General features: G+C 47.4%; 19 protein-coding genes. 7 read left to right on the top strand and 12 right to left on the bottom strand.

The annotated features are described in order from the left end of the window. Positions 1–61: 61 nt before the first annotated feature. Together Q0144_RS03955 and serA are read left to right on the top strand one after the other, a co-directional pair. Positions 62–1729 (top strand): 30S ribosomal protein S1, encoded by a 1668-nt coding sequence (locus Q0144_RS03955; protein ID WP_297941450.1) that lies wholly within the window; start codon positions 62–64, stop codon positions 1727–1729. 56 nt (positions 1730–1785) lie between these two features. Beyond that, the gene (serA, locus tag Q0144_RS03950) at positions 1786–3363 is read left to right on the top strand and encodes a phosphoglycerate dehydrogenase (RefSeq protein WP_298061920.1); all 1578 of its coding nucleotides are present in this window, start codon (positions 1786–1788) and stop codon (positions 3361–3363) included. A 624-nt stretch (positions 3364–3987) separates the two neighbouring features. Here serA and Q0144_RS03945 read toward each other — a convergent pair. From Q0144_RS03945 to Q0144_RS03935, 3 genes are all read right to left on the bottom strand, one after another. After that, positions 3988–4761 carry a DUF3137 domain-containing protein gene (locus Q0144_RS03945; protein WP_298061918.1) on the bottom strand — a complete coding sequence of 258 codons (774 nt, stop codon included), beginning with the start codon at positions 4759–4761 and terminating at the stop codon, positions 3988–3990. A 418-nt stretch (positions 4762–5179) separates the two neighbouring features. Beyond that, entirely contained in the window at positions 5180–7348 is a 2169-nt protein-coding gene (locus tag Q0144_RS03940; RefSeq protein ID WP_298061916.1) for a DUF1007 family protein, read from the bottom strand. Between the two features lie 3 nt (positions 7349–7351). Next, positions 7352–8278: a zinc ABC transporter substrate-binding protein gene (locus tag Q0144_RS03935; protein ID WP_298061914.1), complete on the bottom strand. Its 927-nt coding sequence runs from the start codon at positions 8276–8278 to the stop codon at positions 7352–7354. A gap of 113 nt (positions 8279–8391) precedes the next feature. On the opposite strand from Q0144_RS03935, the gene Q0144_RS03930 reads away from it, so the two are divergent. Both Q0144_RS03930 and Q0144_RS03925 read left to right on the top strand, forming a co-directional pair. Next, entirely contained in the window at positions 8392–8745 is a 354-nt protein-coding gene (locus Q0144_RS03930; RefSeq protein ID WP_297994568.1) for an HTH domain-containing protein, read from the top strand. Between the two features lie 135 nt (positions 8746–8880). After that, the gene (locus tag Q0144_RS03925) at positions 8881–9321 is read left to right on the top strand and encodes a hypothetical protein (protein WP_005873131.1); all 441 of its coding nucleotides are present in this window, start codon (positions 8881–8883) and stop codon (positions 9319–9321) included. Positions 9322–10185: 864 nt separating this feature from the next. Here the strand turns inward: Q0144_RS03925 and Q0144_RS03920 are convergent. The 4 genes from Q0144_RS03920 to rpmB all read right to left on the bottom strand — a co-directional run bounded on the left by Q0144_RS03920 (position 10186) and on the right by rpmB (position 13189). Beyond that, on the bottom strand, positions 10186–10416 hold the full coding sequence (locus Q0144_RS03920) for a YdcH family protein (protein WP_177387402.1): 231 nt from the start codon (positions 10414–10416) through the stop codon (positions 10186–10188). A 246-nt stretch (positions 10417–10662) separates the two neighbouring features. Then, a complete protein-coding gene (argJ, locus tag Q0144_RS03915) occupies positions 10663–11856 on the bottom strand; it encodes a bifunctional glutamate N-acetyltransferase/amino-acid acetyltransferase ArgJ (protein ID WP_298061912.1) in 1194 nt (397 codons plus the stop codon). After that, a complete protein-coding gene (locus Q0144_RS03910) occupies positions 11849–12979 on the bottom strand; it encodes a potassium channel protein (protein WP_177387602.1) in 1131 nt (376 codons plus the stop codon). Before Q0144_RS03910 ends, argJ begins: the two co-directional genes overlap by 8 nt. Before the next feature lie 18 nt (positions 12980–12997). Then, complete coding sequence (rpmB, locus tag Q0144_RS03905) at positions 12998–13189, bottom strand: 50S ribosomal protein L28 (RefSeq protein ID WP_040304421.1); 192 nt, start codon at positions 13187–13189, stop codon at positions 12998–13000. A 145-nt stretch (positions 13190–13334) separates the two neighbouring features. Between rpmB and rpe the strand changes: the two genes are divergently transcribed. Continuing rightward, a complete protein-coding gene (gene rpe / locus Q0144_RS03900; RefSeq protein WP_298061910.1) occupies positions 13335–13976 on the top strand; it encodes a ribulose-phosphate 3-epimerase in 642 nt (213 codons plus the stop codon). A 21-nt stretch (positions 13977–13997) separates the two neighbouring features. Then, positions 13998–14804: a 3'-5' exonuclease gene (locus Q0144_RS03895; RefSeq protein ID WP_298061908.1), complete on the top strand. Its 807-nt coding sequence runs from the start codon at positions 13998–14000 to the stop codon at positions 14802–14804. A gap of 462 nt (positions 14805–15266) precedes the next feature. Here Q0144_RS03895 and Q0144_RS03890 read toward each other — a convergent pair whose 3' ends face one another. From Q0144_RS03890 to Q0144_RS03870, 5 genes are all read right to left on the bottom strand, one after another. Beyond that, entirely contained in the window at positions 15267–15392 is a 126-nt protein-coding gene (locus tag Q0144_RS03890; protein ID WP_298061906.1) for a hypothetical protein, read from the bottom strand. Positions 15393–15669: 277 nt separating this feature from the next. Then, on the bottom strand, positions 15670–16806 hold the full coding sequence (locus Q0144_RS03885; RefSeq protein ID WP_298061904.1) for a glycerate kinase: 1137 nt from the start codon (positions 16804–16806) through the stop codon (positions 15670–15672). A 394-nt stretch (positions 16807–17200) separates the two neighbouring features. Next, the gene (locus tag Q0144_RS03880; RefSeq protein WP_298061903.1) at positions 17201–18577 is read right to left on the bottom strand and encodes a GntP family permease; all 1377 of its coding nucleotides are present in this window, start codon (positions 18575–18577) and stop codon (positions 17201–17203) included. A 952-nt stretch (positions 18578–19529) separates the two neighbouring features. After that, the gene (locus Q0144_RS03875; protein ID WP_298061901.1) at positions 19530–19952 is read right to left on the bottom strand and encodes a Sua5/YciO/YrdC/YwlC family protein; all 423 of its coding nucleotides are present in this window, start codon (positions 19950–19952) and stop codon (positions 19530–19532) included. 13 nt (positions 19953–19965) lie between these two features. Further along, positions 19966–20865 (bottom strand): DMT family transporter, encoded by a 900-nt coding sequence (locus tag Q0144_RS03870; RefSeq protein WP_298061899.1) that lies wholly within the window; start codon positions 20863–20865, stop codon positions 19966–19968. Positions 20866–21013: 148 nt separating this feature from the next. Between Q0144_RS03870 and Q0144_RS03865 the strand changes: the two genes are divergently transcribed. After that, positions 21014–21478, top strand: coding sequence for a hypothetical protein (locus tag Q0144_RS03865; RefSeq protein WP_298061897.1), 465 nt, complete (start codon positions 21014–21016; stop codon positions 21476–21478). Positions 21479–21525: the final 47 nt, after the last annotated feature.

The following is a 21525-nucleotide window of genomic DNA, read 5'->3' as shown; positions in this document are numbered from 1 at the left end:
TAGCTAGAATCGCGTATTTTAGTTCTTTTCAAAAAAGCACAAATAAATTTAAAGGAAGCATATGGCTGAGGTGAACGAGAAGGTTCAAAACCACGCAGAGGAAGATTTTGCGACATTGTTAGAGGAGTATGACGCCGGGAAGTCTCGCGACGAGGTTGTCACAGGTAAGGTTATCGCCCTTAAGGACGGCGAGGTTTTCATAGACGTAGGCAGGAAGTCGGAGGGCATTTTAGATGCCGCCGAGGTGAGCGACGATCAAGGAAACCCGCAGGTTAATGTAGGAGATGACATCAAAGTCGCTATTATCGGAAGCAGAGGCGGTCGCCCGGTCGTATCGTATAAAAAGGCCCTAAAGAAGGAAAAAGTAAAGGCATTCATCGACTCCTATGATGAAAACGCAGAGAATGTCTATGACGTTAAAATTCTATCGTTTAATAAGGGCGGTTTCGTTTGTGCTAATGCAGACGACGTGGAATTTTTTATGCCGCGCTCGCAAAGTGCGCTTAAAAATCCAAATGGCGCCGTCGGTAAAAATTTCAAGGTAAAGATCATTAAAGTTGATAGAGACGAACAAAGCATCGTAGTATCGCGTAAGAAGCTACTTGATGAGGATCGCAAAGCAAGCAAAGAGGCGATCGAGAAAGTAATCGCTACCGAGGGCATCATCGAAGGCGTCGTCAAAAAGATTACCACCTACGGTATGTTCGTAGACGTAGGCGGCGTGGACGGGCTCGTGCACTACAGCGAAATTTCATACAAAGGTCCTGTAAATCCAAGCTCGCTCTACAAAGAGGGCGATAAGGTTCCAGTTAAAGTTATCAAATACGACAACGATAAAAAACATCTCTCCCTTTCGATCAAAGAGGCGATGCCCGATCCTTGGAACGAGATCAAAGATAGCCTGGAAGTGGGCGATACTATCCGCGTAAAAGTAAGTAATATCGAGCCTTATGGCGCGTTTGTCGATCTTGGCAACGACATCGAGGGCTTTTTGCATATCAGCGAAATTTCATGGGATAAAAATATCAAAAATCCGAAAGATTTCATCAGCGAGGGCGAGGAGCTCGACGTCGAGGTCGTAGAGATTAACCCTAGCGAGCGCAGGCTGCGCGTGAGCCTTAAAAATTTACTCACCAAGCCGTTCGACGAGTTTGTCGCTAAGCATAAAGTGGGCGACGTGCTAAAAGGCAGCGTCACTACGATTACGAATTTCGGCGCGTTTGTGAGGATCGACGGCGTAGAGGGGCTTTTGCATAACGAGGACGCTTCGTGGGATCGCGGCGAGAAGTGCAAAAATTTATTCAAAGTAGGCGACGAGATCGAGGTTAAGATCATCAAGATCGACAAAGATACTCAAAAAATTTCTCTAAACCACAAAGAGCTCGGCGATAGCCCTATTAGCGATTACGCCAAGAGCCACAATCAAGGCGATGTCGTAAAAGGCAAGATCCGCGATATTAAAGAGTTCGGAATTTTTGTCGAGCTTGGAGGCGGTATAGACGCGCTTATCCGCAAGGAAGATCTTGGCAACGTAAGCGTAGATAGCCTAAAAGTAGGCGACGAGATCGAGGCTGCGATCGCTTTCATTGACGAGAAGAAAAATAGAATTCGCCTAAGCGTGCGCAGGCTGGCTCATCAAAAAGAGCGCGAGGCGCTAAACGAGATCAATAGCAACGACGACGAGAAGCAAAGCCTAGGGGATCTAATCAAAGATCAACTAAATAAATAAAACTCTTTCCGCAAGGCATCCCCGCCTTGCGGACCTACTTCAAAAGGTTAAATTTAATGAAAACTATCATAGTCTGCGACGCAATCCACAAAATCGGTTTTGATCTGCTTAAGCAAGAATCGGACGTTAAGGTAATCGACGCCACGAGCGTGCCCAAGAGCGAGCTTTATGGAATTTTAGGCGATGCGGATGTTGCGATCACCAGAAGCTCTACGGCGGTGGATGAGAAATTCCTTAGCGCAGGCACCAAGCTAAAAGCGATCGTACGCGCGGGTGTGGGTGTAGATAACTGCGATATCGACGGCTGCTCCAAGCGCGGCATTATTTTGATGAACGTACCTACGGCAAACACCATCGCCGCGGTCGAAATGACCATGTGCCACCTGCTAAATGCGGCGCGCAAATATGTAAATTCCTGCAACGATCTGAAAATTAATAGAATTTGGAAGCGCGAGAAATGGTACGGCACCGAGCTTTATAAAAAGAGCCTCGGCATCATCGGCTTTGGAAACATCGGTTCGCGCGTGGGGGTTCGCGCGCTTGCGTTTGGGATGAATGTCATCGCCTATGATCCCTATATCGAGCCTGAGAAGGCTACGAAGCTTGGAGTAAAATATACGAAAAATTTCGACGAAATTTTATCTTGCGACTTCATCACTATCCATACGCCGAAAAATCAAGAGACGATAAATATGATCGATGAGCCGCAAATAGCGAAGATGAAGGGCGGCGTGCGCCTAATAAACTGCGCTAGAGGCGGGCTGTATAATGAAAAAGCGCTCGCAAACAATCTGCGAAGCGGCAAGATCGCGTATCTCGGCATCGACGTTTTCGACAAAGAGCCTGCGACCGATCACGAGCTTTTGGATATCGAAAATTTAAGCGCAACTCCGCATCTTGGCGCAAATACGCTCGAATCTCAAAGCAATATCGCCCGAGAAGCCGCAGAGCAGGCGATCAGCGCCGCGCGCGGCTTAAACTATCCAAACGCTTTAAATTTGCCGCTTAAGCTCGAGGATCTGCCGCGCGGTATCGAGCCGTATATAAATTTGGTCTCCAAAATGGCTTATCTTGCGGCGCAGATCAACAAAGGCCCGATCAAATCGATTCGCATCGAGGGCAGCGGCGAGGTGGTGCAGTATCTAAAATCGATGCTCGTTTTTGCGATCGTCGGCGCGCTGCACGATTCTTTGGGCGATTCGCTAAATTACGTCAATGCTAAATTTCTTGCCGACGAAAAGGGGATCGAGACGAGCTTCGGCGAGCTTGCGCGCAGTGTTTATAAAAGCGAGATCGCGGTTAAGGTTACGACCGACAAAGCGATCTCAAATGTCGCGGGCACGGTTTTTGACGGAAGCGAGGAGCGCATCGTAAATATCGGCGGATTTAAGACCGATTTTAAGCCGAAAGGCAAGATGATAATCTTCAAAAATACCGACGTGCCGGGCGTTATCAAATCCGTAAGCACGATCCTAGCCGACGAAAACATCAATATCGCGGATTTTCGCTTAGGCAGAGGCGAGGAGGGGGATGCTTTGGCGGTCATTTTGGTCGATTCCGAAGTGCAAAAAAGCACGCTTGATAAGCTGGCGGCGCTTCAAACCTGCCTAATGGTGCGTTACGCGGCGCTTTAATCTTTTCCGCTTAGGAGGCGGAATTTTAAATTTCGCCTCGTTTTAATTCTTTATAATTTGAATTTACAATCCAGCCTATGACGGCGTTTGATGAGGCGATGCAGGAACGCGCGGCGAGGATTTTGGCGGAACTTGACGTGCGTACAGAGCCGGCGCTTGAGGTACGTTGCGGTATGAGCCAGGCAGATACCTTTTAGCGTGTGGCTTTTGTAAGCGCCGCACGCTCTAAATTTAACTCTCATCGCGGACTTACTTTTAAATTTAAATTTCGTCCTTGCGGATCTACTTTTAAATTTCATCATCGCGGCGCTGCTGATTAAATTTTGTCGCTATGCGAGTTTGGCACTAAAAACTAGAGGTTGCGATACGAGGCGCGGTCAAATTTTATAAATTTATTAGACACGGCAAGGCGCTTTTGCTTCAAATTTATTTGCGGCAGGCGCGCTACATCTCTCTAATCGTATCACTCGTTTAAATTTCGGACAGCCGCCGAGAGATTGCATTGTTGATTAAATTTTGGGCAGTTGCCGAGAGCTCGCACTGCTGATTAAATTTTACGTTTTGCCGAAAATTCCGTCTAGCCTAAAATGAGCAGGTACAAAATTTCAGCCGCAATGCGCCTTGCTAATTTGTGAGTTTAAGTGTTTCGATTAGGCTTAAAATTTTGCGGATCTGCGTTTGGTATTCGCGCGCGAGCTCTATGCTAGCGGGCCTATCAAAAAGAGTAGTTTCGAAAAGATCAGGCGCGCCTTTTAAAAATAGATATAAACGCTTATCCATAAATACCGCGCTCAAGCTGAACTCGCCGCTCGTTTCGCGGTTTATTTCGCGCAGACGCTCCATAAACGCAGGCGTTAGCAGATAGCGCGCTTCTACTTTGTCATCCGCAAACACGCGAAAATCGCGCATAAAATCCACATCGTCCATCATCTCTTTTTCGCCGAAGATCTTGGCGTTTAGCTCCCTACTTACCACTATCGTTTTGCCCGAGGTTTTTTTCGCGAGCTCGCAGATCAGTACGTTGCCGTCAAAGTCCATATAGTTATCGTAGAATATTTTGATCAACATAATCGCCGCTATGAGCGGATTATCCGTTTTCATGTAAAACCTACCATTACTATGTACCTCGCTGAGGCTAAATTTAATCCCGCAGTACACGCCCGTAATCCGATCCTCGCTTTTGATCCCGGACTTCCTATCAATTCTAAATTTTTGAAATTCCTCTTCTTGCATGCCGGTATATGGATCGTATTTTAAACCGGCATCTATATCTTTTATTACGGCGCGGACGAATATCTCTTTATAAAATTTGTAGTAGCGAATTTCCGCTTCAGTTTCTTGACTGGCGCAATGCATAAGAAATATCCAAAAGATATGAAAGAGGATCAATACGCCCAAAAATTCGGCAATTTTTATTAGAGGAGTGTCTGCTTTAACGCCGTTTAGAAACACTAATACGAACAGGACCGCAAAAAAGGTGGCTATGCTGAGGTATTAATATCTATTAAAAACTCTAGCGCACGCTTTTTGTTCGATTAAAGTCTGTGAAATAGCATCTTGCAAAGAAGGCGACATATCTATCCTTGAGAAAAATTTTGCCCGTATTGTAGCAAAATTTAACGTGATTTATAAAGAGCGAATTTCACCGCATAATTAAATAGTCAAGATCGGAGCTTAATTTACGCAGTCCGTGCGGCGTAAAATTTTAAAATCTTACTATTCTGAAATCAATTCGCACCGGATTTAAAATTTAACGCATTGCGTAAGCTTATATTTCACGCGAGCCGCCTTTGAAATTTGCGTTTAAATTTTGCGATCACAGCACCCTGAGGTTGTCTGAGAGGAAATACATAAAAATCCCGAGCCCAAACATCACAAAAAGCCCCAAGAATTCGACGTAAAGCTTCAGGCTTACGAGCCGCTTTGAGCTAAGCTCGTTTGCTTTCGCGCCGAAAAGCGCGGCTAAAAATATCACGACGCTCATTCCAAAACCGATGAAAAGCGCACTCGCGACGCTAAGCGCGAAGCTTCCGAGGCTAAAGGCAAGCACGAAAATAAGGATCGTGCCGGGGCAGGGCACGAGCGCTGCCGCAAGCGCGATAAGCCACTCTCGCCCTTTCTCGCCGCCGCCAGTCGCGCCATTTTGCAGCGAGCGAGATGGGGGTTGGTTTTTGAAATTTGTAGAATTTAAAGCCTTTTTTTGCTCGTTTTGGCTAGGCGAGTTTTCTTGTAAATTTGCGGTTAAATTTGAATCCGAATTTAGCTCTGCCGTTGCGGCGCCTAAATTTTTAGCATCCAAATACTGCGCGGATTCGCCGCTAGGGGTTTTAAATTTAGAAAATTTATAGCTCTTTGACGCTGCGTGAGCGGAATTCCCGGCGTTTGTAAACGCCGTATTTTTTAAGTGCGCGTCCGTTTCTGCGGTGTTTGCGGCGGAAGCGCAAGCGGCGCAGGAGCAGCCCGCATCGTGGCGGGCGCCCGACGATCTTACGCGGCGAGCTTTGTCGTAGATGATGAGCGCAGTTATGACGATGATCAGAAGCGCCGAAATTTTCGTGGTGATCGAGGCGGAGTTTGCAGAAACTATGCCTGCGACATTTTGCAACACAAACATACTCGCGCTTACTAAAACGAGCGCTCCTAGTACGTGTAGAAGCCCGATTTTAAGGGCAAATCCGAAGGCTTTGACGTAGCTGCCGCCATGGGCTAGGAAATAGCTCGCCGTTAGCAGCTTCGCGTGTCCTGGGCCCGCCGCGTGGAAAAAGCCGTATATGAAAGAAAGCGCCAAGACCCATAGGATGGTGCTCGCGCTTGCATGCTCGCTGCTTGCGCGAAACGCCGTTTTGAGACTTTTCATAAAATCCATCGTCTTTTGCGCGACAAATCCCAGCGAGACCTCTTTGTGCTGCTCGCTTGAAATCTCGTCGCTACCGGCGGATGCAGTGCCGTTTTTGCTCGCGCTATTTTGCTCTAAATTTAAAGAACTCTCCTCGGGCGGTGTCGCGAGATTTTGCGTAGAATGCGCGGAATTTAAAGAATTATCTCGTCTCGCCGTCAAATTTTCGCCCGCGCCTTTATCTTCAGGCGCCGCAGAATTTGCGGGGCCATCTTTTGCCTGCACGTCCTTTTTTGCGGCTTTATTAATCTGCGCGATGGTATCCGAAGCGGCTATATTTTTTTGCGCCTCTGCTGCAGCTTCCGAAACGATGTCGCCGACGGATCTTTGGTTTGATCTGCGTGCTGAGCTGGAATTCGGTTTAGCTTGGCCGCCTTGCGCAAGTTTATCCTCTGAGCCCGCAAGACTCTGCTCGCTAGATGCAAGACCATCCTGCGCTAAATCGGAGTTCGGCGCGCTTGAAATAGACGGCTTTTTCTCTGCAAGCTTGGGTTTTTCGCCCCTAAATTCTATAAAAGTGGTGGCTAAATTTGAATTAGGCTTCGCTACAAAGCCCTCGCCTAGATTAATGGGCTTGTCGTCAAGCATTTTGAAATTGAAAAATCCCTGATCGTCGTTAATGGAAATTTTAAGAACGCGGTTATTGCGCAGCTCGAAGCCGACCTTTTGATCGAACTCAAACACGAGTCTGCCCTTTTTGACGAGGCTTATTGCGTTTTTAAAATTTCCCTTGATCTGCGTGCCTACGAGATTGCTAAGCGCAGGCTTTGCGTTTTTTGGCGCTTGATCGTAGAATTCCGCCTCGCAAAGATAGTTTTTGGGGGTTAGATAATCGGTCATCGCCTTAGTTATCTCGGCAAGCTCGCTATTTTCAAGCTTGCCGTTGGAATTTATATCGTAGGTCTGCATTATGACGTCGGTAAAATTTTGAGAGAAAAGCCACGAAAAATGCAGACTCACGATCTTGCCGTCTTGTGCGACGGGAGTGATGCTAACGTGCGCAGTAGGCGTGTATAGGGCGCACAGAGCGCACGCAAATATCCGCGAGCTAAAGATCGCGGATAAAAGTAAAATTTTAATAAATTTCATCAACTACAAATTTTCTCCGAAAACGTCGATCGTCTTTTTCATCGTCTCGTACCAATCTAGCGGCAGCTGATCGATCTCCATCACCTTTGCGCCTGTTTGTGCGGCGATGGTTTGCGCTGCCTTTTTGGAAAACTGCGGTGCGACGAAAATCACCTTGATCTTTTCCTCTTTGGCTTCCTCGATTAGCTCGGCTAAATCCGCAGGCTTAGGCTCTTTGCCCTCCACTTCGACTGCGATCTGCTCCAAATCGTATCGGTGCGCGAAATAGCCCCAAGACGGATGATAAACCATAAATTTCTTTCCTTTGACGCCCGCTAATTTCTGCTTTGCGTAAGCGTCTAGCTCATCAAGCTTTTTAGCAAATTTATCGAAATTTGCTTCATAAATTTTAGCATCCTTAGGATACTGTTTGGTTAACGCGTCTTTAATATTTTTAGCTTGAATTTTTACAAGCTGCGGATCGAGCCAGATATGTGGGTCTAAACCGCCGTGATGGTGATGGTGCTCGTGTGCCTCGTGATCTTTGTCGCCATGCTCATGATGCGCGTCATGATCATGATCATCGTGATGTGCGCTATGATCGTGTTCGTCGTGATGGTGGTGCTCTGCCATAGCCATTTTAGTGATGCCATCTTCGGTGCGGATTATCTTCATCTTTGGATACGATGCGGCAAGCTTTGGTAGCCAGACTTCATCAAATTCTATACCGACCGCAAAATACAGATCGCTATTTTCTAGCATTTTCATCTCCGAAGGCTTAGGCTCGTATGTGTGCGGATCAGCGCCTTTGCCGACCATCGTATTTACCTGCAGGGTATCGCCTGCGATCTGTTCAACAAAATACTTCGTAGGAAGTATGGTCGTGGTGACCGTAGGTTTGGCGAATGCTATGCAACTAGCTGCTAAAAGCGTGAAAATAAGCTTTTTCATAAAATTCCTTTCCAAAAAAATTGCGGAAGTATATCAAAAGCAACTTAGTTGCAACTTAATATAAATTTATCTAAATTTCGCTATCATCGCTTAAATTTTAAAAAAGGCGTAAAATGGATCCCAAAGATTTTTTAGCGAGTCACGATATCGCTCCTACAGCGCTTAGAGTGCAGATCGTGCAGATCCTAAGCGAGAAAAAATGCCCAGTAAGCTATGATGAACTAGTAGAACTAACAGGTGCTAATAAAACCACGATATATCGCAATATAGCGCTTTTGGAAGAAAAAAATTTGATAATTACCAGCGAAAATAATCATAAAAGCTTTTATGAGCTCACCGACGGCGCCAAAGCGTATTTTATCTGCGAAAGCTGCCATAAAATGGAGGAGATTTCGATGCCAGCTTTGCCACAAAAAAATGTCAAAAGTGTGCTTGTGCGAGGATTGTGCGAGAAGTGCGGCGGCTGAGGCGGGAAATTTAATAAAAAGCGCTCAAAGAAACTTAGCTAAAACGCTAGGGCAAAATTTAACCGATTTTTAACGGATTTTTATAAAACAAACGATATAATCCGAGCGTTTCATATTTTAAAAGGGAAAAATTCAGTGAATAAAAACGATACGATAAAAGCAATAGAGAAGTTTGTAAGTTCTCAAGAGATGACGATGTTCCGCCTGAAAAAGGGTATCTACGGCGATGCGATGAAAAACCTGGATCAGGTTTTTACGCCGTATAAGGAGTTTGCCGAGTTTTTCAAAAATCCCGCAAATAGACTGCAGGAGCTGTTAGGCAATATCGCGTACGAATCGATTTTAAACTACACTGAAGCAGGGCTATCGCACTGCGAGAAGATCCACTCGATCTATTTTGTGGAATCCAAAGGATTTTTCAAAAGTGGGCTAAAGTATATCGAGCCTGATGCGACCGCGAGAGAAAGAGCCAAGAGTTATTACGACAAATTGCTGGAAAATAATGAGAAGCTTAACGAATATATCGATATCGGCTTGCAAAGGCTACATGGCTTAGAAGCAAAGGTTTTCGAGTAGACCAGGCTAGCTTTGGGATTTGATTTGCACGGCGAAATTCTATCGCAAATCCTTAGCGCTTAAAATTCTATGATTAAATTTCACACCTTTTACAGATCCGCTTATATTATTTAATTCCGCGTTAGCGCCGCTTTTAATTGTGTATATAGTAAATAGGGTAACTTTAGAAATTCTGTGTCGGTAGGCATTATCCGATACGATCAAAGAAATAATCTAAATTTTTAAAGCTCAACGAAGCGGGTTAAAATAAGCAAGCTTAGCTAAATTCTTTGAAGAGATTAAAGCAGGCTCTAGCATAAACTAGCGCTTGGTCGGAGTCTGCGAATTTGAAATTTCGCAGTTAGCGCGAACGGGAATTTAAAATTCTAGCGCCACTTTAGATTTCTGCGAAATGCGGAATTTTAAAAGTAGGTACTGCGCCTGCAACAAGCAAAACGCAAGATTTGAAATTTGCTAGAAAATACTCACTGCGAAGTAAAATTTAAGAGCCAGGCTGCAGGGCGACGCAGCGTAAATTTTAATTTACTCTGCAGCGCAAAACGCATTCAGCAAGAGATATTTTTGGAAGCGGAAAGGGCGATAGAGAGCCGTAACGAATTATATTTGATTGCGCTAATACCGCATTGTTGGTATATGCAGTGATGTAGCGATACGTAAAAATTATTTAGCGGTGTCAATATGGTGAAGCGTGCGGTATAAATTTTTAACTCGTTTTGGCACGCTGTTTTAATATCTCTATCATGCGAGGCAAATTTAAGCGGCTAAACTTATTACGATTAAAAAATTCTAAATGTGGATTAAAGCTTGGCGGCGAAATTAGCCTTGCTAGCACTCCGCTGCATCTTAATTTCGCCGCAAGCAGCTTTATTTATCTGCCTTTTCGGCTTTATATTGCGCTAGCAGGGTGCCTAGCTCATCTTTTATGCGAAGCTTTTCCTTCTTCATCGCATCGATCTCCAGATCGCTCATATGCACTCTGCCGGCCTGCGCGTCGGCGATCTTGTGATCCAGCTCGTCGTGTTTCTCAAATAGCGAATCAAAACGCGCGTTTTTGCCTTTTAACTCAGTGATTAAATCTCTGTATTCATGAAACATACTTTACTCCTTTAAAAAATTTATTTAAGTATATCAATAAAGCGCTTAAAACCTAATTTTAGCTATCAAATTTAGACTGAATTTCACGCATGAGATTCCAAATTTTAAGAGGTAAAATTTTAGTATTTAAAAATTTAAAACAGGCAAATTTAAATGATAAAATTTTAGGGCAGAGCTTTAAAGCCCTGCCGCTATTCGCTATTTTCGAGACGAGATTTTTATTATGAAAGAGTAAGCTGTGAATCTTTATGATCTATAATCGGCGTTGATTTTTACGTAGTCGTAGCTAAGATCGCAGCCGTATGCACTAAACTCGCCGTCTCCGAGCCCCAAATCGCACCAGATCGTAAAGCTTTTTTGCTGCATTACGGCGTGAGCCGCAGCCTCGCGTGCGGCGACCAGCTCGCGATTTTGCGCGTCATAGAGCAGCACATCGTCGTATTTGATACGCAGCTTTTCTTCGTCGCATTCGATGCCGCAGGCGCCTATGGTCGAGGCTATGCGACCCCAATTCGGATCTTCGCCGAAGATCGCCGTTTTAACAAGCGGCGAATTGCTTAGCGCCTTTGCCGCCGTGCGGGCATCCCCAGCATTTGCGGCGCCGCTTACTCTAAATCGCACCAGCTTGGTTGCGCCTTCGCCGTCTTTTACCAGCATTAGCGCAAGCTCGCGCGTCATGGCGTTTAGCGCGGAGGCGAAGGCATCCTTTTCATAGGTGCATTTGGCGCTGCTGCAGAGCATAATCGTATCGTTGGTGGAGGTGTCGCCGTCGACGCTTACGGTGTTGAAGCTCTGCTCCGCCGCCTTTTTTAGCAGCTCGTCCATATCCGCGCGCGGGATTTTTGCGTCGGTCAGGGCGAAGCAGAGCATGGTCGCAAGCGCGGGATTGATCATGCCCGCGCCCTTGCAAACGGCTGCGATGTGAAATTTCTCGCCGTTTTCTAAAGAAATTTCATACGCAAGCTCTTTTTTTATCGTATCTGTCGTCATAATGGCGGTGGCTAGGGCGTTCGAGTTTCGTGCCGAGAGGTCAAAATTTTGCGCGGTGGCGATAATTTTTTCCTTTTTGAGGCGGTACCCGATGACGCCGGTGGAGCTCATAACGGGGTTTATCAGAGCGGTCTTTTTGCCAAGCTCGCTAAAAATTTCATCGATATCGGCGATACCTTGCTCCCCGGTCATCGAGTTTGCGTTTTTAGAATTTACGAGGATAAAATTTGTTTTAAGCTCTCCGCTCGCGCGCTCTTGCGCCCTTTTGAAATGCCTAATCGGCGCGGCTTGAAATTTATTGCTCGTAAAGATCGCGCTTACGGCAAAGGGTTCGTCCGCGCGGATAAATCCCAGATCGTTTCCCTCTTTTTTAAAGCCCGAATTTACGCCGTCAAAATAAAAGCCCTCGACATTCTGCAAGCCGCCCTCGAGCTTAGCGATTTTAAACATATCTCATCTCCTGTGGCTTGTATTTGCTGCGGATGAGCTTTTTGGTGTTGCGGATACCCTCTGCCGTGCCGATGACTAAAAATTTCACCCCAGTACCGATGAGGTAGTCGCCGTCCGGCATCGGAATGAAGCGGCTGTTGGGCTCTTTGATTCCCACGACGTCGGCGTTTGTAAAATCGCGCAGGCGAGTTTCTTTTAGACGCTTGAAGCGGATCCACGAAAAATCGGGCACCGTAATCTCCTCGATATCGATAAGCGAGTCTTTTTTATACAAAAACCGCTCCAAAATGTTTTCCATATCGGGGCGCACGCTGATCGCAGAGAGCCTTTGTGCGGCGAGTTTGGATGGTGAGACGATAGAATTTGCGCCGAGTTTTTTTAGCCTCTCGGTGTCGCTGTCATCATCGCTATTTGCCATGATGAAGTAGGGGGTGATGCGACCAAGCTCCTTTTCGTATAGGCGCACGAGCGAGATTATTGCGATATTATCGGCTAAATTTGGACTTAGCGTGATGACGGATTTTGCAGATGACAGATGCGCTTTTAGCATTGTGGTTTCTACATGCGGTTCGCCTACGATGAAATATGGATAGCGGTTTTCCTCGGCGATTTTAGCTAGAGCGGGATCGGGATCGATCACGACAAAAGGTAGATGATTTTCGCGAAACTGCTTGGCAAGCTCGGCGCAGTAGATGTTGTTGTAACAGATAATGTAGTGGTTTTTGAGCCTTGCGATGTTGTTGATCATTCGTTGCTCCCTAAGTAAATTTTGAAGTTTGCCGTTTTTTATGACCTCGACGACGACGCCCAGGCAAAACGAAAAGGTTCCAAAGCCCATGAGGATGAATAAGACGGTAAAAATTCTACCTGCGGGCGATATCGGCGCTACTTCGGTAAAGCCTACCGTCGTGAAGGTCATACCCGCCTGATAAAAGGCATCCACGAGCGAAAAGCCCGCTATAAAGACGTAGCCTAATGTGCCGATTAGCATCATCAGCACGATGGTTATCAGTGGTAAGCGAAAAGGTCGTAGCTGGTCGTAAATTTCTGTGTAGAGGTTGATGTCCGGCTTAGTCGAGCCGGACCAGTCGAGGAATCGCTTGATCTTGTCCAAAACAGACATAAATTCCTCTTTAAGAGGTTATTTTGATTGTTTTTTCATAGTTCGTAGAGTTGAGGCGGCTACTTTGATTCGTCTGGTTGAGCCGTCTTCTAGCTGAACGCGGATGGTGCGTAGATTGACCTGGAATTTCTTTTTGGTCCTGTTATTTGCGTGGCTGACGTTGTTTCCTACCATCGCACCTTTGCCGGTGATTGCGCATCTTCTTGCCATAATAAATCCTTGATGATTAAAATAAATGACGATTATATCGAAAAAATTTCAAATTATGCTTAAAATCCGCTGCGGCTTAAATTTAGCGAAATTTATGACAAAACTAAGTAAAATTTCGCATCTTGAAATTTTATAAGGAATCTTAATGTATGTAGCACCCAGCATTTTATCGGCGGATTTCGGAAGGCTTGCGGAGGAGATTCGCGCAGTCTGCGAGGCGGGCGCCGATCTCATTCACGTAGATGTGATGGATGGGCATTTCGTACCCAATCTCACGATCGGACCGCTCGTAGCAAGCGCCGCGGCAAAGGCGAGCAGCAAGCCTTTAGACATCCATCTGATGGTTAAAAACGTGCCGTTTTTCGTCGATCTTTTTTTGCCGCTAAAGCCGAAATTTCTTAGCTTCCACATCGAGGAGGAGACCCATCCGCTGCGCCTCATAGATCACATCCGCCATAGCGGCGTCTCGCCTGCAGTCGTGCTAAATCCGCACACTCCGCTTAGCGCGCTGGAGTTTATCTTGGGCGAAGTGGATATGGTGCTTTTGATGAGCGTCAATCCGGGCTTTGGCGGGCAGAAATTTATCCCCTCGGCGCTTGAGAAAATTAAGCAGCTGCGCGAGCTGATCGATCGTAAAGGCGCAAAATGCCTCATCGAGGTCGATGGCGGCGTAAACGGGCTGAATATTGCTGGTATCGACGAAGCGGGCGCCGACGTCGTGGTAGCGGGCAACTACATATTTTCTTCAAACGACTACGCGGAGGCGATCCGTGCGCTTAAAATTTAGGCGCGGCACAGGGGTAAAATTTTGACGCATAGAATCGAAAATCTCATAAATTTACTGGCTCAAAAGAGCATAAATTATTACGATTTCATCTCAAAAGCAAGCGATATTGCCGAAATTACCGAGCTTTTCGAGCCTAAAGACCTTTCGATGTGGCGCACGCTGGGCATAGAGATAATAAAGCTCGACAACGGCAAAATCACGCTCAAAACCCGCGAGACGGACATTTTGGATGAAATTTTTTGCTTCGTAGATATCGAGACGAACGGCGGGCTCTCAAACGGTCAGATCATCGAAATCGGCGCGATAAAAACGCGCGGCACGCAGGAGCTTGACCGCTTCGAGAGCTTCGTTTACGCGCCCGTCGTGCCCGAAAATATCACGGAGCTTACGGGGATCTGCGCGGACGATCTTGTGGGTGCGCCGCCGCTAGCTAGCGTGCTGGAGCGGTTTAGGCTGTTTTTAGGCGATAGCGTTTTTGTGGCGCACAACGTCAAATTTGACTACGGCTTCATCGATGCGAGCCTGCAAAAATGCGGCTTTGGAATGCTTTTAAATCGCAGGCTCTGCACCGTCGAGCTCGCGCGCCGCACGATCGAGGCGCAAAGATACGGGCTCGGCTCGCTAAAAGAGCTTTTGGGCGTGCAAAACGTCCACCACCGCGCATTTAGCGATGCCGTTTCCTGCTTTGAAATTTTCAAATTCGCGCTCTCGCGGCTGCCGTGGAGCGTGCAAAGCACCGAGGATCTGATACTTTTTAGCAAAACCGCAAAGAGCCTGGCGCTGCCTAGGCCACAGCTTTCGGAGCGCGGCGAGGGCAAAATTTTGTAAATCGCGCGCCGAATTAAGAGATGAAATTTTAGCGAAATTTCGCGCCGCCGCCATCTTTGCAGAAGCGCGATCTTGCGATCGAGCGACTTTTTTTCGCCTCAAAAGGGGCATATCATGAACTGAAATTCGAAAAGGAATTTCATAAAGCGGATCACTGCTTTTAAATTTACGTTGCAAATCTCATAGGCTGCGAATATGGCGTTAAATTTTAAAATTCTGTCTGTCTTAATCATGCCTTGAGGTATGTCTTGCGAGGGTCCGCGAGCCGCTTGATTGGAAAATGAGTTTTAGATCGCGCCTTGCGTATGTATCGCGCGGTAAAATAAATTTTTGCGCCGTAAAATTTCGCGCCACTGCGTTACTGCTGAGCCACTCGCCGTCTTACCTCCTGTCCTATTGCTCCGTATTTTCAAACGCGCTAGAATTTCAGCAAAGCTACGTTTTAATGCAAAATTTATCCACTTACCGCGGTCTGCGGCGGATGAAATTCTGCCGCCCGTCGTAAGCTGCGCGCAGTATCTGCTTGCCGCGCATGCATGTCATGACCTGCCATCCCTTGCTGCGAGCCGCCGCTTTACCAACGTCCATCGTTGTGGCTCTCGCCTGCTTCTTCGCGTATATTTTTTATGCCTTGTAAGCTGCGCGTTACCGCATCTGCGTCAAGATCGCGCCGTGCCTTTAAAGCACGCAAATCTATCCTGCATAAAATTTCGCTTCTTCGCCGTGCTCGCCTCCTGCCGCACTTTGTCGTGCTTGTCTGCCGCGAGCCGTCGCCGCCTTATTTCACAACCGCACCTGCCACGCATACATACCGCGCTCGTTGTAAGCTTTAGCGGGCGCGCCTTAAAATTTCAGCCCAAAAGCCCTATTTAACGCCGCGTCCGAGCAGAAACAATCTCACCGCTTGCTCGGCGACGCGGGCTAAATTTTGTGTCGCGGTCTCTTTTTCCATTGCGCGCTCAAGGCTCATAGGTTCGTTTAGGATGCAAAAAAATGCGCCTATGCCTCGCTCATTACAGCCGCCGGCACAGGGCGAGATACCGCCTGCCAGCGCGATTACGGGCACGCCGTAGGAAGCGGCGATCTTCGCGACACCGCAAGGGGTTTTGCCCATTGAGCTTTGAAAATCGAGCCTTCCTTCGCCGGTGATGACGAGCTCGGCGCCTTTCATATCGCGATCCAGTCCGATCTCTTCGGTGATGATGTCGATGCCTGGCTTAAGCGTCGCGTTTAGAAAGCTTACGAAGCCAAAGCCTAGCCCGCCGGCAGCTCCTGCTCCGGGGCTATTCCAAAGCTCGCGTCCGAGGTGCTTGCTTACGACGCTTGCAAAATTTATAAGTCCTGCATCGAGTTGCTTTACCATCGCCGCATCCGCGCCCTTTTGCGGGGCGTAAATATATGCTGCGCCGTTTTCGCCAAAAAGCGGATTATCCACGTCGCAGGCGATGAGAAACTCGCATTCTTTAAGATGTGGTAGCACCGAAGTGCAATCTATCGTGGCGAGTTTAATCAGATCCTCGCCCGCTCCCGCAAGCTCTGCGCCATTTGCATCTTTAAATTTAAAACCAAGCGCGCGCAGCATCCCCATGCCCGCATCATTCGTAGCACTTCCACCGATGCCGATGATAAACTTTCGCGCACCGTGCGCGATCGCATGCGCTATCATCTCGCCAAAGCCATAAGTGCTCGTTTTTAGCGGGTTACGGCGCGATTTTTCGATGAGCGGCAGACCCGATGCGGACGCCATTTCTAAGATGCCTAGCTCGCCTTTTAAGGCGTAGCGCGCGGGCGTTTTTTCGCCTAACGGATTTGCTACGATGACGTCCATAAACCTAGCTTTTAGCGCGTCGGCAAGGGCTTCAACGCTTCCTTCGCCGCCATCTGCGATAGGTTTGACGAGCACCTCGCAGCCTAGCTTCTCGATGCCTGATTTTACGGCGTTGCCCGCCTCAAGCGAACTAAGCGAGCCCTTAAACGAGTCGATCGCGACTAGAACTTTCATATTTTTCCTTTAGCTGGTATCTTAAAATTTTGGAATTTTACAGCGCGTAGGCTAAATTTACGATGACAAGACTGAAGCAAGAGTAGAATTTTAAAATCTCGTTGCCAAATTTATGGGGCAAATTCTAAAATTTCATGTCGTGGAATTTTAGAATTCTGTAAACCACAGAATTCCGGCTAAATTTTAAAATTCTGTAGCGATAGAATTTTAAAATTTCGCTCCTTGAGGCTTTGTATGTAAATTTAAAACTATGTTAAGCGAAATTTTAATACTAAGGCATTTGTGCGACGCGGGCTAGCTACGTAAATTTAAAGAATTTTATGTAGCTAGCCGCTGGTAGATGCCCGTAGCGCTCCGCACTGATTTAGCACGGTAGCGGCTAGAATAAGCTAGCCTAGATCAAAAACAGCGACAAAACCCACACGCTGATCATGCCCGTAATACCCATAATTAGGGTTAGCATGGTTTGTGTGCGGTAGCCTTGCTGCGGATTCATCTTGCTGAAATTTGTAACGACCCAGAAGTAGCTGTCATTAGCGTGCGAAACCGTCATAGCGCCCGCTGCGATCGCCATTACCACAAGCGCGCCGGACATTTCGGAGGTGAAGCCCAGCACCTGCATCAGCGAGCCGTCCGCGTTAAATGCGCCCATGATCGAAGCGGTGGTGATGATCGCAACGGTGGAGCTTCCTTGCGCAGTTTTTAGGACTGCCGAGATTAAGAACGGGAAGAAAATCCCCGCGGCTTTAATCGCGGTCGCATTGTCCTTGATGTAGGTTACGAAGCCGGCGTCGGTGATTACCTTGCCTAGCACTCCGCCCGCTGCGGTGATGAAGAGGATCGGGCCTACGATTTTTAAGGATTCGTTGGTGATCTCGCTAAATTCGCCTAATTTGCCGCTTTGCACGAGTAAAAATACCGTAAAAACTACGCCCAAGGCTAGCGCGATGATAGGATTTCCTAAAAATTGCGAAATTTCGCCCGCAAATCCGCCTACTTTTAAGATCTTGGCGACGGAGCCCAGCGCCATAAATAGGATCGGTATCAAAATAGGGGCTAAGCTCAAAAATCCGCTCGGCAATTTGCCGTATTGTTTAAGCAGATCGTCGTAGCTTTTTGCGATGACCTCATTCGCTTCGGCCTCGCTTATATGGACATTTTTAGCGACTTTTTTTGAAAAAAAGTATGTAGCGATCAGCACCGGCAAGGACACTACCGCGCCCATTGCGATTACGAGTAGCAGATTGCCGCCTAGACCCACGGCGCCTGCTGCGGCGATCGGTCCGGGAGTCGGCGGGATGAATACGTGCGAGGCGTAAAGTCCGCCGGAGAGCGCTACTGCAAGAGCGACCGGATTTTCGCCGATTTTTTTGCTGATCGCTTCTCGGATCGGATTTAGTACGACGAAGCCGCTGTCGCAAAATACGGGGATACCTACGATCCAGCCCATTATGAGCATCGCAAGCTCGGGGCGCTTTTGTCCGACTACGTTTACGACCATATCGGCGAGTTTGAGCGCCGCGCCCGTCTTTTCGAGCACGGTGCCGATGAGCGCGCCGAAGATTATGACGATACCGATACTCTTAAACGTGCCGCTGAATCCGTCGCCGATAATCGCGGGGATCTTGGCTAGCGGTATGCCCGCGACGATCGCGAGCGCCAGGGAGATAAGCATTAGCGCCAAAAATGGGTGGACGCCTGCTTTGGAGATCAAAAAAATCATCACGACGACCGCTATGGCGAAGCAGATGATTAACGCAACACCGCTCATAAAAGCTCCTTAAATGGATTTAATTTGCCCGCAAGCGGTTTAAACTTAAGCTCCGTTTGCGCCTCAAATTTAATGCGGTAATTTTAGCGAAATTTTAATATAAAGCAAGAATGGCGGTGTTAAATTCATGAAAATTTATGATTTATACGGGAATGAAGGACTAGCTGGCGGAATTTATCGGTTGGAATTTATCGGTTGGAATTTATCGGTGCCGCGCGGCGAGAGGCGGTTTAAATTTTAAAATTTGCAGCGTTTGCTTTGATATGCTGTTTGTTTTAATGCGCTACGCGGCGGGCGGCGGAAATTTTATCGAGGATCGGTCGTCGTCTTGGTGCGGCAATGGAGACCGCTTGCGCTTTACGCGCAGCTTTGGCAGCTAAAGGGCGTGAGCGACGCGGACGCTTTGCGGCGCTTGCTGCGGCGGAAGCAGTGAAGATAGAGCGCAATAGCTGCGGCGGCGATAGCGGCGATGAAAGGCGATGGTATCGGCAGCGGCGGGATTTTTGATATACAATCGGCGATGATAGAATTTTAATCTAAATTTACTCACGCGGCGATGAAATTTTAATTAAAACTATCGGTGGAAGCGGCGAAATTTTAATTGAAAGCAGGCGGCATAGTTTTTATTAAAATATTGACATGTAGCGGCTCTGATAGAAATCGGCGGCAATCTGCGGTAGAATTTTGCAGCTTTTTATATAATTTTTCTGCGAGTCTGCTGTGATCTTTTTTGGATTTTTCAAAATTCCTGGCGGTCTTTGCGCGGTCTATCTGCGGCGGGATTTCACGGCTCGGCTAAATTTACAGAGCCATTTTAAATTTAGAAGGCCGCTTTAAATCGTACAGAGGACAAAGTAGCTGAAATGAGGTATCCGGTTTTAAATTTGCAAAGCCGATTCGCTCTCGCCTCTTTTTTGAGCGCTCTTCGCGTGTTTAAATTTTGAGTGCAGCGCTACCTCAGCCGCTTTAAGCGCGTTTTTGAAATTTTATATATTTTCGAGCTTGCGTTTTGGCTGAAATTTTGATCCACGACCTGATCTGCCGCCCCTTTCGCCCAGGCTTCGTCGAAGTTTTGTCCGTTTAAATTTGCGCTGCTGGAGTAAAGCCAGTCAAATTGCCTCAAAAACTCCTCGTGAGCGCACTCTTTCACGACGCGCACAGCCTTGGCGTTCGGATATAAAAACGTCGTCTTTCTCGCGCGACGCACTAAATTTTTAAATTTAGCGGGCACGCGAGCGAGATTTTTTAGCTCGCTAAATTTCGCCGTCGTTATGAGGCAGGGTTTGTCCGCCGCTCGGCGTTTGAGCGCGTTTATCTCGCGAAAATCCTTGCTCAAAAATCCCGCCGTCGTATCAGTTTGCGCCAAATAGATCATCTCTCCTCCAAATTTACGCCTTTTTCCTATCTTTAGCCAGCAAAAATATGCACGAGATTATGAGTGTAAAGCCCGCAAAATCAAGAAACACGAACTCCGTCCCCAGCCAAAAATAGGCAAACGCCGCGGCGCTCACCGGCTCGATGCACGCTATCATGCTCGCCCTGCTTGCGCCTATTATCTTTAGCCCCGTCATGTAAAAGCTAAACGCGCATATCGTGCCCAGGATCACCACCGCGCCAAGCGCCGCAAAGCCCTGCGCGTCGCTCATGCCGCCTAGCTGCCAAACCCGCGTGTAAAGCGCGAGCACGCCGCCGCCGATGACCATGCCCCAGCCTAAATTTAGCGCGACGGGGTATTTTTGATTTAGCTTCGTGGGGATGAGACTATAAATCACGACGCCAAGCGCGCTAATGAGGCACCAAACCAGCGCCTCCGCGCTGATAACCAGCGAGCCAAGATCGCCGTGAGTGGCGAGCAGCACGACGCCCAGCACCGCGAAAATGAGCGCGATGAGCTCGACCTTTTTAGGCGCGCGCCGCTGTAAAAAGCAAACGACGGCGAGGATGAGCGCGGGCGCGGAGTACTGGATCACGGTCGCGACGGCGGCGTTTGAGAGCTCGACACCGCAAAAGTACGAATACTGCGTCATCATAAGCCCAAAAAAGGCGTAGATAAGCAGCTGCGGCAAAAGCGCGCGATCTTTTAGCGGTGCGAGGGCTTCGCGCGGCGAACGCGTTAAATAGTACGCTACCATCGCAAGCCCGGCGAGGCCTAGGCGGTAGGGCACGAGCCAGTCGGCGCTGACGCCTTTTTGCGTGAACAGATACTGCCCGCAAACACTGCTAAATCCCCATAATACGCCGCCAAGAAGCGTGATGAAAACGCCAAAAAATTCGCTCTGAGATCTCATTTGCCACCTTAAATTTAAAGCCAAAGTATACAAGCTTATGCTTAAGCTGGGGTTAAATTTGGGCGAGAGCTAACAGGGCAAAGCTAAATTTGATTAAGCCAAATTAAATGGCGAAAAACCTAAAATTTAAAAACAAAAAGGAGAAAATTTGAGCGAAACGACTTTTGCGATCATATTTTTCTGCGCTTGCGTGCTATTTTTGTCGGCGGTAGGATACTTTGCTTTGGGCGTTTTGGCGAAATTTTATGCTTTTATCAAATTTACCGCGCGCCTTTGCTTGCAAGACCCTAAATTTAGCCTCGCCATGTTCGCGCCCGCGTGTATGTTATCGCTTTATATCGCACTGTTTTCGACGAAAATTTTTAGTATTTATCTCGCCTGCGCAGAGATTTTACTCGTATTTTGCGTATGTTTTGACTTTTTGTGCCTAAGTGCGGCGAAAGCAAACGCAAAGCTCCTAGATGATTTGAGCGCAAAAAATGATTTAAGCGAATCAAAAAAACTAGCCAAAGAGGCGCTAGAGCGGCTCGCAAACTCGTCCGATAAGGAGGAAGCGTTATTGCAAGCAAACATTATCCGTATGGAAACGAAGCAAGCGCGTCGTGCGGCTTAAATTTATGGTTTTAGCCGTTTAAATTTAGCGTTTCACGCGTCAAATTT

Origin of the sequence: uncultured Campylobacter sp., assembly GCF_938045345.1 — a bacterium.
Classification (GTDB): Bacteria; Campylobacterota; Campylobacteria; order Campylobacterales; family Campylobacteraceae; genus Campylobacter_B.
Note: the sequence above shows the minus strand (reverse complement) of the source record. Positions and strands in the feature narration are given on the sequence as shown.

What these genes read in the sequence shown, in the direction of transcription:
- Q0144_RS03890 (WP_298061906.1), bottom strand. Translation starts at nt 15,392, where the DNA reads ATGGACGTTGGTAAAGCGGCGGCTCGCAGCAAGGGATGGCAGGTCATG.
- Q0144_RS03875 (WP_298061901.1), bottom strand. Translation starts at nt 19,952, where the DNA reads ATGATCTATTTGGCGCAAACTGATACGACGGCGGGATTTTTGAGCAAG.
- Q0144_RS03935 (WP_298061914.1), bottom strand. Translation starts at nt 8,278, where the DNA reads ATGAAAAAGCTTATTTTCACGCTTTTAGCAGCTAGTTGCATAGCATTC.
- serA (WP_298061920.1), top strand. Translation starts at nt 1,786, where the DNA reads ATGAAAACTATCATAGTCTGCGACGCAATCCACAAAATCGGTTTTGAT.
- Q0144_RS03920 (WP_177387402.1), bottom strand. Translation starts at nt 10,416, where the DNA reads ATGTTTCATGAATACAGAGATTTAATCACTGAGTTAAAAGGCAAAAAC.
- rpe (WP_298061910.1), top strand. Translation starts at nt 13,335, where the DNA reads ATGTATGTAGCACCCAGCATTTTATCGGCGGATTTCGGAAGGCTTGCG.
- Q0144_RS03885 (WP_298061904.1), bottom strand. Translation starts at nt 16,806, where the DNA reads ATGAAAGTTCTAGTCGCGATCGACTCGTTTAAGGGCTCGCTTAGTTCG.
- Q0144_RS03870 (WP_298061899.1), bottom strand. Translation starts at nt 20,865, where the DNA reads ATGAGATCTCAGAGCGAATTTTTTGGCGTTTTCATCACGCTTCTTGGC.
- Q0144_RS03940 (WP_298061916.1), bottom strand. Translation starts at nt 7,348, where the DNA reads ATGAAATTTATTAAAATTTTACTTTTATCCGCGATCTTTAGCTCGCGG.
- rpmB (WP_040304421.1), bottom strand. Translation starts at nt 13,189, where the DNA reads ATGGCAAGAAGATGCGCAATCACCGGCAAAGGTGCGATGGTAGGAAAC.
- Q0144_RS03880 (WP_298061903.1), bottom strand. Translation starts at nt 18,577, where the DNA reads ATGAGCGGTGTTGCGTTAATCATCTGCTTCGCCATAGCGGTCGTCGTG.
- Q0144_RS03910 (WP_177387602.1), bottom strand. Translation starts at nt 12,979, where the DNA reads ATGTCTGTTTTGGACAAGATCAAGCGATTCCTCGACTGGTCCGGCTCG.
- Q0144_RS03930 (WP_297994568.1), top strand. Translation starts at nt 8,392, where the DNA reads ATGGATCCCAAAGATTTTTTAGCGAGTCACGATATCGCTCCTACAGCG.
- Q0144_RS03955 (WP_297941450.1), top strand. Translation starts at nt 62, where the DNA reads ATGGCTGAGGTGAACGAGAAGGTTCAAAACCACGCAGAGGAAGATTTT.
- argJ (WP_298061912.1), bottom strand. Translation starts at nt 11,856, where the DNA reads ATGTTTAAAATCGCTAAGCTCGAGGGCGGCTTGCAGAATGTCGAGGGC.